The following is an 11931-nucleotide window of genomic DNA, read 5'->3' as shown; positions in this document are numbered from 1 at the left end:
CCGGCCACGACGGAGGCCGTGGCCGGTCGCGCCGGGAGCCTCAGCTCTTCAAGGCCGCCTGCATCATCGCCTTCGCCACCGGCGCCGCCAGACCGTTGCCGCTGACCTCCGACCTCGCCGCGTCCGACTGCTCGACGACCACCGCCACGGCGACCTCCTTGCCGGTGCTGTCCGACTTGCCGTACGACGTGAACCAGGCGTACGGCGTCTTGCTGTTGTTCTCGCCGTGCTGGGCCGTGCCCGTCTTGCCGCCCACCGTCACGCCGTCGATCAGCGCGTTCGTGCCCGTGCCGTCCTCGACGACCGTCTGCATCGCGGACTGGAGCTGCTCGGCGGTCGAGGAGCTGACGATCTCCTTGGTGTCCAACTCGTCGTCGTAGTTCTCCAGCACGTCACCGCCGCTGTCGGTGATCTGGGCGACCATGTGCGGCGAGACCAGCTTGCCGTCGTTGGCTATGGCGGCCGACACCATGGCCATCTGGAGCGGGGTCGCCGTGACGTCGAACTGGCCGATGCCGGAGAGGCCGGTCTGGGCCTTGTCCATGCCCGTGGGGTAGACGCTGGCGTAGGCGCGCACCGGCACGTCCAGCTTGTCGTCGTTGAAGCCGAACTTCTCGGCCATCGCCCGCACCTTGTCCTGGCCGAGGTCGACGGCCATCTTGCCGAAGACGTTGTTGCAGGAGTAGCGCAGGGCGGTGCGGATCGAGGCGTTCTCGCAGGGCGCCGAGGTGTTCTCGTTCCGCAGCGGGGTGGTCGTGCCGGGCAGGGTGTACGGGTCCGGGCTGACGGTCTTCGTGTCGACGTTCGGGTAGAGACCGTTCTCCAGGGCCGCCGCGGCGACCACCAGCTTGAACGTCGAGCCCGGCGGCAGCGGCTGGCGCAGGGCCCGGTTGGTGAGCGGCTTGTCGCTGTCGGCGGTCAGCTCCTTCCAGGCCGTGCCCGCGGTGTCGGCGTCGGTGAGCGAGGCGGGGTCGTACGACGGGGTCGACACCACGGCGAGGATCCTGCCGGTCTCGGGGTCGATGGCGACGGCCGCGCCCTTCTTGCCGCCCAGCGCCTTGTACGCGGCCTTCTGGACGGCCGGGTCGATCGTGGTGATCACGTCGCCCGGTTCGGCGCGCTCGTCGGTGACCGTGTTCATGACCGTCTTGAGCCGGGTGTCGGTGCCGTTGAGCAGGTCCTCGTAGATGCCCTCCAGCTGGGTCGGGGCATAGCTCTGCGAGGCATAGCCCGTCACCGCCGCGTACAGGCTGCCGTCCGTGTACGTGCGCCTGTACTTGAGGTCGCTGCCGTCCGAGGATCTCGCCGAGCCGGTGACCGACTCACCGGCCACGACGATGTTCCCGAGCGGCTGCGAGTACGTCTCGATGACGTTGCGCCGGTTGTCCGTGTCGTCCGCGAGGGCCTGGCCGTCGTAGAACTGCACCCATGTCGCCCTGACCAGCAGAGCGAGCACGAGCAGCAGCGCGAAGACGGACGCCCGCCTGATCGTCTTGTTCATCCCGCTCAGACAGACGACCGAAGGCGGGCGGTTCGTTCCCTACGGCCGGATTTCTCATCGTCCGTTCATCCAGGGCGTACGGGACCGGGCCGGCCCGGGGGTCAGAGCCGCCGGGTCGCCAGCGTCAGGCGGTCGCGCGCGTCGAACAGGGCGTCCTTGATCATCTGCTCGTGGGCGGGGGTGAGGCGGGCCACCGGGACCGAGCAGCTGATCGCGTCGCGGGCCGGGGTGCGGTAGGGGATGGCGACACCGAAGCAGCGCAGCCCGAGCGTGTTCTCCTCGTGGTCGACCGAGAAGCCCTGCTCGCGGATCCGGTGCAGTTCCTCGATGAGCTTCTCGCGGTCGGTGATGGTGTGCTCGGTCAGCGCCGGCAGGGTCTCCGGCAGCAGCTTGCGGACCTGCTCGTCGGTGTGGGTGGCGAGCAGCGCCTTGCCGAGGGAGGTGGAGTGCGCGGGCAGGCGGCGGCCGACCCGGGTGAAGGGGCGCAGGTAGTGCTGGGACTGGCGGGTGGCCAGGTAGACCACGTTGGTGCCGTCGAGACGCGCCAGGTGGATGGTCTCCGTGGTGTCGTCGGAGAGCCGGTCCAGGGTCGGCCGGGCCGCCGCGACCACCTCGTCGCCGTCGATGTAGGAGGTGCCGACCAGCAGCGCCCGCACCCCGATGCCGTACCGGGTGCCGGTCGCGTCCGTCTCCACCCAGCCCAGCTCCACCAGCGTGCGCAGCAGCATGTAGAGGCTGGACTTGGGATATCCGACGGCCTCCTGCACGGACGCGAGGGAGTGCATCCCGGGCCGGCCGGCGAAGTACTCCAGCAATTCCACGGTCCGCACCGCGGACTTGACCTGCGCCCCGCCGCCTGTCTCGCCTGCCGTCATCGCCCCTGACCCCTTCGTTGGACGAGAAACCGAAGATATAGTCTCCAACAGCGTATTCATCATCAGAGACAGCGTTCAGTATATCGAACGTCCCTGGTGAATCACCCGGATACTGCGGCAGAAACGCAACTCATGGAGGGACCCGCGGTGGCAGCAGCACCAGTCTGGAGTGTCGACCCGCGCACCGGGAAGCAGCGTGAGCAGGTTGCGGTGGAGGCCACAGCCGAAGAGGTGGACGCCGCCGTCACGGCCGCGCACGCCGCTCGCGGCTCCCTGGCCGACCGCACGGTCCGCGCCGCCTTCCTGCGCTCCGCCGCCGCCGGACTCGAAGCGGCCAAGGAGCAGCTGGTCGAGGCCGCCGACGCGGAGAGCGCGCTCGGCCCGGTCCGGCTGACCGGCGAACTCGCCCGTACCGCCTACCAGCTGCGGGCGTTCGCGGACATCGTCGACGAGGGCGCGTTCCTCGACGTCGTCATCAACCACCCCGACGCCACGGCCACCCCGCCCATCCCGGACCTGCGCCGCTACAAGGTCCCGCTGGGTGTCGTCGCCGTCTACTCGGCGTCAAACTTCCCCTTCGCCTTCTCGGTCGCCGGCGGTGACACCGCGAGCGCGCTGGCCGCGGGCAACCCGGTCGTCGTCAAGGCCCACCCCGACCACCCGGCCCTGTCCGAGCTGGTCGCCAAGGTGCTGCGGCGGGCCGCCGCGGAGCACGGCATCCCCGCGGAGGCCGTGGGTCTGGTGCACGGCCTCCAGGCCGGCATCGAGCTGATCAGGCACCCGCTGGTCGCCGCGGCCGGGTTCACCGGTTCCGTCCGGGGCGGCCGGGCGCTGTTCGACGCGGCCGCCGCGCGGCCGGTGCCGATCCCGTTCCACGGCGAGCTGGGCTCCCTGAACCCGGTCCTCGTCACGGAGGCCGCGGCCACCGAGCGGGGCGGGGAGATCGGCACCGGGCTCGCCGGGTCGATGACGCTGGGCGTCGGGCAGTTCTGCGTGAAGCCGGGCCTCGTCCTGGTGCCGGCCGGCGCGGGCGGCGACGGCCTGGTCAAGTCCCTCACGGACGCCGTCAGCGACACGGAAGCGGGTGTCCTGCTGGACCACCGGATGCGGGACAACTTCATCGCCGGGGTCGCCGAGCGCGCCGGACTCCCCGACGTGGACAGCCCGGTGACGCCGGGCGCGGGCGGTGAGCACACCGTCAGCGCGGGGTTCCTCACGGTGGCGGCGAGCCGGCTGGCCGAGGCGGGGGCGTACGACCTGCTCCTGGAGGAGTGCTTCGGGCCGGTGACCGTCGTGGTCCGCTACGAGGACCGGGGCGAGGCCACGGCGGTGCTGTCGCGGCTGCCGGGCAACCTCACGGCGACGGTGCACCTGTCGGCACAGGAGGCCGCCGGGGAGGGCGCCGGGGCGGAGGTGCTCGCGGAGCTGACGCCGCTGGCCGGGCGCGTGCTCGTGAACGGGTGGCCGACCGGGGTCGCCGTGGCGCCGGCCCAGCATCACGGCGGGCCGTACCCGGCGACCACCTCCACGTCCACGTCGGTGGGCGGTACGGCGATCGAGCGGTGGCTGCGGCCGGTGGCGTACCAGGGGGCGCCGGCCGCGTTGCTGCCGGCGGAGCTGCGGGACGAGAACCCGCTGGGGCTTCCCCGGCGGTTCAACGGGGTGCTGGAGCGGTAGGGCCGTCGGGGTGCGGGGTGCGGGGTGCGGGGTGCGGGGCGCGTCGCGGGGCGCCGGTTCGACGGGGTGACCCGCCCGGTTCCCCGCGCCCCTTCGGACGCGGCTGCCCCCGCGCATCCGGAGAGGTTTCTGCTGACACACTTCCGCCATGGACCTGGAACTTCCCGAACTCCCTTTCCCCCTCCGCACCTACGGCCCCGACGGGCACTGGTTCCACGAGGACGGTGTGCTCACCGGGTGGGCCGGGGCCCGGCAGGACCGGTTCGTGTCGCCGACCGGGGAGGCGTTGGATCCCGCGTCCGACGCGCCCCGGCTGCTGGGGGCGCCCGAGGGCGACTTCCAGCTGATAGCCCGCGTCACCGTCGGGTTCGGCGCGGCCTTCGACGCGGGGGTGCTCTACGTCCACGTCGGTGACCGGGCCTGGGCCAAGCTCTGCCTGGAGAACTCGCCGGACGTGCCCACCGTCTGCACGGTGGTCACCCGGGGACACTCCGACGACTCCAACGCCTTCACCGTGGAGGGGAGTTCGGTGTGGCTGCGGGTCAGCCGGACCGGGCGGGCGCTGGCCTTCCACGCCTCCCGCGACGGCAGGCGGTGGACCTTCGTGCGGCTGTTCACACTGGGCGGCGAGAAGGAGACGGCGGCCGCGCTGGTCGGCTTCATGACCCAGTCGCCGATCGGGGAGGGGTGCGTGGTGACCTACGACCACATCGAGTTCCGCGCGGACTGGCCGGCCGATCTGCGCGACGGCAGCTGACGGTCCGCAGGAACCGCCGCCGCTCCCGGCACGTCTTCCGTCGCATGATCGGTGAGAAACGAAGCGGCGGGCCACTGGTGATCCGGACCGTTGTGGCGGCGGAGGTCGACGCCGTCGTCGAGCTGCATCTGCGGGCCCGGTCGACCTACTACCCCGACGGCGTCCCGCAGGGCGACGTGGACTGGGCTCAGGCCTGGCGGGGCGTGATCCTGCGGCCCGACGCGCATGTGCTGGGCGCCGTCCGGCAGGGCGAGCTCGTCGGCATCGCCTCCTTCCGGACACCGCAGGACGCGCCCGCCGAAACGGTGAAGCTCTACCAGTTCCACGTCGACCCCGGCCACTGGCGGGCCGGGATCGGCACCGCCCTGCACGCCGCCTGCGTGGAGCAGTGGCGGGCCGACGGCAAGCGGACGGCGGTGCTCGACGTGCACACGGACAACCTGCGGGCGCGGGCCTTCTACGCCCGCCGGGGCTGGCAGCCGGACCCGCAGAGCCCGCCCGCCGACGGCGACCACCACCTGGGGCTGCGGTACGCCGTGCGCGGGGAATGAAAGCCGCTGCTTGAACGTTCACGTACGGAGCGGGGAAGGCCCCCGTGACCGTACGACCTGGAGAAGAGCCGAGAGCATGCGCGTCGAGATATGGACCGATATCGCCTGTCCCTGGTGCTACGTCGGCAAGGCCCGTTTCGACAAGGCACTGGCCGCCTTCCCGCACCGTGACGAGGTCGAGGTCGTGCACCGCTCCTTCGAGCTGGACCCCGGCCGCGCCAAGGGCGACGTCCAGCCGGTGCTCGCGATGCTCACCAAGAAGTACGGCATGAGCCGGGCGCAGGCCCAGGCGGGCGAGGACAACCTGGGCGCCCAGGCCGCCGCCGAGGGCCTGGAGTACCGCACCCGGGACCGGGACCACGGCAACACCTTCGACATGCACCGGCTGCTGCACCTCGCCGGGGAGCGGGGCCGCCAGGACGAGCTGATCCAGATCCTCTACCGGGCGAACTTCGCCGAGGAGCGGTCCGTCTTCAGCGAGGGCGACGAGCGGCTCGTCGAGCTGGCCGTGGCGGCCGGGCTGGACGCGGACGCGGTGCGCGCGGTGCTCGCCGACCCGGCCGCCTACGCCGACGAGGTCCGCGCCGACGAGCGCGAGGCCGCCGAGCTGGGCGCGAACGGGGTGCCCTTCTTCGTCCTCGACCGCAAGTACGGCGTCTCCGGCGCCCAGCCCACCGAGCTCTTCGCCCAGGCGCTCAGCCAGGCGTGGGACGCGCGCTCCCCGCTGAAGCTCATCGACGAGGGCGGTGCCGAGGCCTGTGGGCCGGACGGGTGCGCGGTGCCGCAGAACTGAGAAACGCCAGGTCGGCGCCGATGTATAAGCATCTCTGACAGGATCCCGGTAACAATCCGCGATGGACTGTCACTTCCGTGGGCCGCAGAGTGGAGCCATGGAGACCACGGAGACGTTCGACAGCCTCGTCCGCGCCGAGTTCGCCCCCAGGACCACCTTCCTGAACACCGCCGGCAACGGCCTGCTGCCCGCCCGCACGGTGGCCGCCCTGCACGAGGCGGCACTGCTGCGCGCCGAGGGCCGGCCGCTCACCCCGCTGTACGAGGACGTGGAGGCCGGCCGGGCCGGTTACGCCCGGCTGGTGGGCGTCCCGGCGACCCGGGTCGCGGCCGGCGCCTCGGTCGCCGCGCACTCCGGGGTGATCGCCGCCTCGCTGCCGGCCGGTGCCGAAGTCCTCACCGCCGAGGACGACTTCACCTCCGTCCTCAACCCGTTCCACGTCCGCGGCGACCTCAAGGTCCGCTCGGTGCCGCTGGAGCGGATCGCCGAGGCCGTCCGCCCGGGCACCGCGCTGGTCGCGGTCAGCGCCGCCCAGTCCGCCGACGGACGCCTCGCCGACCTGGCCGCCGTGCGGGAGGCCGCCCGCACGCACGGGGCCCGCACCTACGTGGACTTCTCGCAGGCCGTCGGCTGGCTGCCGGTGGACGCGGACGCCTACGACTACACCGCGACGGTCACCTTCAAGTGGCTGCTCGGCCCGCACGGCGCGGCCTTCCTCACGGTCCCCGAGGACTTCGGCGGGCTGACCCCGCTGCTCGCGGGCTGGGTCGCGGGCGAGCGGCCCTGGGACAGCTGCTACGGCCCGGTCGCCGAACTCGCCCACTCCGCACGGAGGTTCGACCTGACGCACGCGCTGTTCACGTTCGCGGGCCTGCGCCGCTCGCTGGAACTGATCGAGGAACTCGGCCTGCCCGCCGTCCACGCCCACGACGTGGCCCTCGCCGACCGCTTCCGCGACGGGCTCGCCTCGCTCGGTCACCTGCCCCTGTCCGCCCCCGGCTCGGCGATCGTCTCGGTGCCCGGGCTCGGCCGCCGCCAGCCCGACCTCAGCCGGGCCGGCATCGAGGTCTCCGACCGCGCGGGCAACCTGCGCGCGGCCTTCCACCTGTTCAACACGCCCGCCGACGTCGACCGCCTGCTGAACGCCCTGGCCGGCTGACCCGCGACACGGCCGGGCCGGGACCCCCCGTCCCACACGAGGAGGTCCCGGCCCGGTGCCCGAGGGGTCACTTCACCGGCGTGAAGTCCCTGGCCCCGATGAACTCCGGCCGCCGTACCGGTGCCGCGAACGGCTCCACCGCCGCGTTCTCCACGCTGTTGAACACGATGAAGACGTTGGAGCGCGGGAACGGCGTGATGTTGTCGCCGGAGCCGTGCATGCAGTTGCAGTCGAACCAGGTCGCCGAACCGGCCCGGCCCGTGAACAGCTTGATGCCGTACTCGCCCGCCATCGCGGTGAGCGCCTCGTCGGACGGCGTGCCCGCGTCCTGCATCTGGAGGGACTTCCTGTAGTTGTCCCTGGGCGTGGCGCCGGCGCAGCCCAGGAACGTCCGGTGCGAGCCCGGCATGATCATCAGGCCGCCGTTGGTGTCGTGGTTCTCGGTCAGCGCGATCGAGACCGACACGGTCCGCATGTTCGGCAGCCCGTCCTCGGCGTGCCAGGTCTCGAAGTCCGAGTGCCAGTAGAAGCCGCTGGCCCCGAAGCCGGGCTTGACGTTGATCCGCGACTGGTGGACGTAGACGTCCGAGCCGAGGATCTGCCGGGCCCGGCCGACCACCCGCTCGTCGCGCACCAGGTCCGCGAACACCTCGCTGAGCCGGTGGACTTCGAAGACGGAGCGGATCTCCTTGGACTGCGGCTCGATGACCGAGCGCTCGTCGGCGCGGATCGCCGGGTCGGCGATCAGCCGCTCCAGCTCCCGCCGGTACCCGGCGATCTCGTCCTCGCCGATCAGCTGCTCGACGGCGAGGAAGCCGTCGCGCTCGAACGCCGCCAGCTCGGCCGTGGCGATCGGCCCGGGAGCGTCCGGCCCCGACCAGACCACGGGGTCCTTGCGGGGGACGGCGACCTCGGCGGGGCCGCGGCTCGGGTAGAGGTCGGTGAGCGTGGTCATGGGTCAGCCCTCCTCCGTCAGCAGGGGATAGACGCCGTTCTCGTCGTGGTCCTCCCGGCCGGTGACCGGCGGGTTGAACACGCAGATGCAGCGGAAGTCCTCCTTGACGCGCAGCGTGTGCCGCTCGTGGCCGTCGAGGAGGTACATGGTCCCGGGCGTGATCGTGTACGACGTCCCGGTCTCGCGGTCGGTCAGCTCGGCCTCGCCCTCGACGCAGACCACCGCCTCGATGTGGTGGGCGTACCACATCGACGTCTCGGTGCCCGCGTACAGGATCGTCTCGTGGACCGAGAAGCCGACCCGCTCCTTGGCGAGGACGATGCGTTTGCTCTCCCAGGTCCCGGACGCGGCCTTCACATGGCGGTCGGTGCCTTCGATTTCCTTGAACGATCGGACGATCACGGTGGGGTACAGCCTCCTTGTTCGATCCAGGTCAGACGGTTTCCCGGACGGCCCGGGCGAGGACGCTGAGGCCCTCGTCCAGTTCGTCGGGGGTGACGGTCAGCGCGGGGAGCAGCTTGACGACCTCGCTCTCAGGCCCCGACGTCTCGATGAGCAGCCCGAGTTCGAAGGCGCGCGCCGCGATCCGCCCGGCACGCTCCTTGTCGTGGAACTCCAGGCCCCACACCAGGCCCCGCCCCCGGTACTCCTTCACGTCGGCGAGGTTCTCCTCGACGATCGCGATGAGCCCCTGCTCGATCTGCTCGCCCTTGGTCCGGGTCTGCTTCTCCATCGCCGGGCCGTCGGTCCAGTAGGTCTCCAGGGCGGCGGTCGCGGTGACGAAGGCGGGGTTGTTGCCGCGGAAGGTGCCGTTGTGCTCGCCCGGCTCCCAGACGTCCAGCTCGGGCCGGAACAGGCACAGCGACATGGGCAGCCCGTAGCCGCTGATGGACTTCGAGACGGTGACGATGTCCGGGGTGATGCCCGACTCCTCGAAGGAGAAGAAGGCGCCGGTCCGTCCGCAGCCCATCTGGATGTCGTCGACGATCAGCAGCATGTCCTGCCGTTCGCACAACTCCTTCAGGGCGCGCAGCCATTCGGGCCGGGCGACGTTGATGCCGCCCTCGCCCTGCACGGTCTCCACGATCACCGCGGCGGGCTTGTTGAGCCCCGACCCCTGGTCCTCCAGGAGCCGCTCGAACCACAGGAAGTCCGGGACCGTGCCCTCGAAGTAGTTGTCGAACGGCATCGGGGTGCCGTGCACCAGCGGGATGCCGGCCCCGGCCCGCTTGAAGGCGTTGCCGGTGACCGCGAGCGAGCCGAGGGACATCCCGTGGAAGGCGTTGGTGAACGACACGATCGCCTCGCGCCCCTTCACCTTCCGGGCGAGCTTGAGCGCCGACTCGACGGCGTTCGTGCCCGTCGGCCCCGGGAACATCACCTTGTACGGCAGGTCGCGCGGGCGCAGCACCAGGTCCTGGAAGGTCTGGAGGAACGACCGCTTGGCGGTGGTCGACATGTCCAGGCCGTGGGTGACCCCGTCGCGCTCCAGGTAGTCGAGCAACGCCCGTTTCAGCACGGGGTTGTTGTGGCCGTAGTTGAGAGACCCGGCGCCGGCGAAGAAGTCCAGGTACCCGTGTCCGTCCTCGTCGTACATCCGGCTGCCCCGGGCGCGGTCGAAGACGGTCGGCCAGCCGCGGCAGTAGCTGCGGACCTCGGACTCCAGGGTCTCGAAGACGCTCAGGTCAGGCTGGGTGATGGTCACGGCAAGGGCTCCTCAGTGGGATGTGGGGGTCAACGGGCCGATGCGGTACAGGACTTCGGGGTCGTGCGGGCCGTCCTGGAACTCGTCGGCCTGGAACAGCACCGAGCGTTCGACGGCGGCGCCGTGCCGGGCGGCGAACGAGGTGAACAGCCGCTCCGAGGCGGTGTTGCCGGGCGTGATGGTGGTCTCGACCGCGGTGAGCTCCCGCTCGGCCGCGACCTGTGCGGTCAGTCCGTCGAGGAGCCGGGCGGCGACGCCGCGTCCGCGCTGCGCGGCGTCCACGGCCACCTGCCAGACGAGCAGGGTGTCCGGGCGGTCCGGGCGGGTGTACCCGGTCACGAAGCCCACGGGCTCACCGTCCGCACCACGTGCCACCACCGACGTGCCGGCGAAATCCCGACACCACAGCAGATAGCTGTACGACGAGTTCAGGTCGAGGTTTCCGGAATCCCTTGCGATACGCCAGAGAGCGGCGCCGTCGGTCACCGTCGGGCGTTCGACGGTCAGGTCTGCCTGTGGTGCGGTCATGCGGATTGAATTTAGCGAGGCAAATGCAAAAGTGCACGGAGGGAGGTGTCGCCACCTTGACCGGCCGTGCACTTATGTGCCGATATGACCCACCCCAAAGCGGGTAAATAGCCCAGTTATGTGGGGTGTGTCACATGGCTGAAACCTGGATGAAATTCGCCCTGTTTAGCTCCGCAAAAAGCGGGCAGAAGAACTCGGGTAAGCCATCCTCCGGAAATGAATTCGGAATTGCCTTGAATTTATTCCTGCCGCCAGGCGGACTCGGCCGCGCGGCGGGCTCGCTCCAGGTCGACCGCGAGGCCCCGCTTCGCGAGGCCCGCGCCGATCGCGGCCAGGCTCGACTGGACCGCGCCCACCGTGGCGTCGACCCCGTAGTGGTTGACCCGGATCATCTCCCGGGCGAGCGCGCCTCCGCCCGCGGCCAGCGGCAGCGTGCCGTCGGCCGCCAGGGCCTCGGCGACCAGCTCCGCGGCCACCACGTCCGACGGCACCCGCAGCGTGGTGGCGACCGGCGCCGCGTCGGCCTCCGCGTACACGTACGGCTCCAGACCGCCGCCCAGCGCCGCCGCCCCGGCCCGGGTGGCCAGCGCGGCCGTACGGTGCCGGGCCATCACGGTCTCCAGGCCGTCCGCCTCGATCCGCTCCACGCACGCCTGCAGCGCCAGCATCTCCAGCTGCGCCGGCGCGTGCAGCAGCGCCTTGCGGCCGCCGTCGACCCAGCGCTCCTTCCAGTCCAGCAGCGAGAGGTAGGAACGGCGCGGGGCCTGCGGGTTCGCCGCCATCCGGGCCCAGGCCCGCTCGCTCACCGACACCGCCGAGACCCCCGCGGGGCCGCCCATCGCCTTCTGCGCCCCGATCACGCACAGGTCCACGCCCCACGCGTCCGGCAGCACCGGCTCGGCGCCGACCGAGGCGACCGCGTCCAGGTAGAAGAGGGCGCCCTGCTCCCGCACCGCCTCGCCGATCTCCGCGACCGGGTTGGTGTTTCCGGTCGCCGCCTCGGCGTGCACCAGGGACACGAAGTCGATCTCCGGGTGCGCGGCGAACGCCTCCCGGATCTGCGTGGCCGTCACCGCCGTGTGGAACGGCACGGCGAGGTCGATCACGGTCGCGCCGCAGTCCCGCAGCCAGTTCCCGAAGGTCTGCCCGTACGGGCCGGTGATCACGTTCAGCGCGGTCGTGCCGGGCCCGGCCGTCGCCCTGATCGCGCCCTCCAGCGGCAGCAGCGCCTCGCCCTGCATGATCACGACGTCCTGCCGGGTGTCGAGCAGCCGGGCCACGCGGTCCTCGATCGCGGCGAAGTGTGCGGCGCTCAGCGGAGGCAGGTCGAGGAAGGGGTGGGTCACGGCGGTGCTCTCTTCGGTCTCGGAAGGGTGGATCCAGATGAGCGTAACCGGCAGGTAGCTCACCGGCTCCGACCGGCGACTTCT

12 protein-coding genes are annotated in these 11931 nt (G+C 71.4%); 5 read left to right on the top strand and 7 right to left on the bottom strand.

Annotation, left to right across the window (positions count from 1 at the left end; all coding sequences use genetic code 11):
- Positions 1–40 precede the first annotated feature (40 nt).
- Together ACZ619_RS03300 and ACZ619_RS03295 are read right to left on the bottom strand one after the other, a co-directional pair.
- Positions 41–1501: a peptidoglycan D,D-transpeptidase FtsI family protein gene (locus tag ACZ619_RS03300; protein WP_469593490.1), complete on the bottom strand. Its 1461-nt coding sequence runs from the start codon at positions 1499–1501 to the stop codon at positions 41–43.
- A 101-nt stretch (positions 1502–1602) separates the two neighbouring features.
- Positions 1603–2376 carry an IclR family transcriptional regulator gene (locus ACZ619_RS03295; RefSeq protein ID WP_469593488.1) on the bottom strand — a complete coding sequence of 258 codons (774 nt, stop codon included), beginning with the start codon at positions 2374–2376 and terminating at the stop codon, positions 1603–1605.
- A gap of 147 nt (positions 2377–2523) precedes the next feature.
- Between ACZ619_RS03295 and ACZ619_RS03290 the strand changes: the two genes are divergently transcribed.
- The 5 genes from ACZ619_RS03290 (at position 2524) to ACZ619_RS03270 (ending at position 7313) form a co-directional block, all read left to right on the top strand.
- On the top strand, positions 2524–4053 hold the full coding sequence (locus tag ACZ619_RS03290) for an aldehyde dehydrogenase (NADP(+)) (RefSeq protein ID WP_469593486.1): 1530 nt from the start codon (positions 2524–2526) through the stop codon (positions 4051–4053).
- Positions 4054–4201: 148 nt separating this feature from the next.
- Entirely contained in the window at positions 4202–4810 is a 609-nt protein-coding gene (locus tag ACZ619_RS03285; RefSeq protein WP_469593484.1) for a DUF1349 domain-containing protein, read from the top strand.
- Between the two features lie 44 nt (positions 4811–4854).
- Entirely contained in the window at positions 4855–5361 is a 507-nt protein-coding gene (locus tag ACZ619_RS03280; RefSeq protein ID WP_469593482.1) for a GNAT family N-acetyltransferase, read from the top strand.
- 76 nt (positions 5362–5437) lie between these two features.
- Positions 5438–6154, top strand: a complete 717-nt coding sequence (locus ACZ619_RS03275; RefSeq protein ID WP_469593480.1) for a DsbA family oxidoreductase — start codon at positions 5438–5440, stop codon at positions 6152–6154.
- 97 nt (positions 6155–6251) lie between these two features.
- Entirely contained in the window at positions 6252–7313 is a 1062-nt protein-coding gene (locus tag ACZ619_RS03270; protein ID WP_469593478.1) for an aminotransferase class V-fold PLP-dependent enzyme, read from the top strand.
- Between the two features lie 67 nt (positions 7314–7380).
- Here the strand turns inward: ACZ619_RS03270 and thpD are convergent, their stop codons facing one another.
- The 5 genes from thpD to ACZ619_RS03245 form a co-directional block, all read right to left on the bottom strand.
- Positions 7381–8268 (bottom strand): ectoine hydroxylase, encoded by an 888-nt coding sequence (gene thpD, locus ACZ619_RS03265; RefSeq protein WP_469593477.1) that lies wholly within the window; start codon positions 8266–8268, stop codon positions 7381–7383.
- A gap of 3 nt (positions 8269–8271) precedes the next feature.
- The gene (locus ACZ619_RS03260) at positions 8272–8670 is read right to left on the bottom strand and encodes an ectoine synthase (protein WP_384484205.1); all 399 of its coding nucleotides are present in this window, start codon (positions 8668–8670) and stop codon (positions 8272–8274) included.
- Between the two features lie 31 nt (positions 8671–8701).
- Entirely contained in the window at positions 8702–9973 is a 1272-nt protein-coding gene (gene ectB / locus ACZ619_RS03255; RefSeq protein WP_469593475.1) for a diaminobutyrate--2-oxoglutarate transaminase, read from the bottom strand.
- A 12-nt stretch (positions 9974–9985) separates the two neighbouring features.
- Entirely contained in the window at positions 9986–10501 is a 516-nt protein-coding gene (ectA, locus tag ACZ619_RS03250) for a diaminobutyrate acetyltransferase (RefSeq protein WP_469593473.1), read from the bottom strand.
- Positions 10502–10740: 239 nt separating this feature from the next.
- The gene (locus ACZ619_RS03245) at positions 10741–11847 is read right to left on the bottom strand and encodes a pyridoxal-phosphate-dependent aminotransferase family protein (RefSeq protein ID WP_469593471.1); all 1107 of its coding nucleotides are present in this window, start codon (positions 11845–11847) and stop codon (positions 10741–10743) included.
- Between the last annotated feature and the right edge of the window lie 84 nt (positions 11848–11931).

Source organism: Streptomyces sp. NPDC104367 (genome assembly GCF_055583825.1).
Note: the sequence above shows the minus strand (reverse complement) of the source record. Positions and strands in the feature narration are given on the sequence as shown.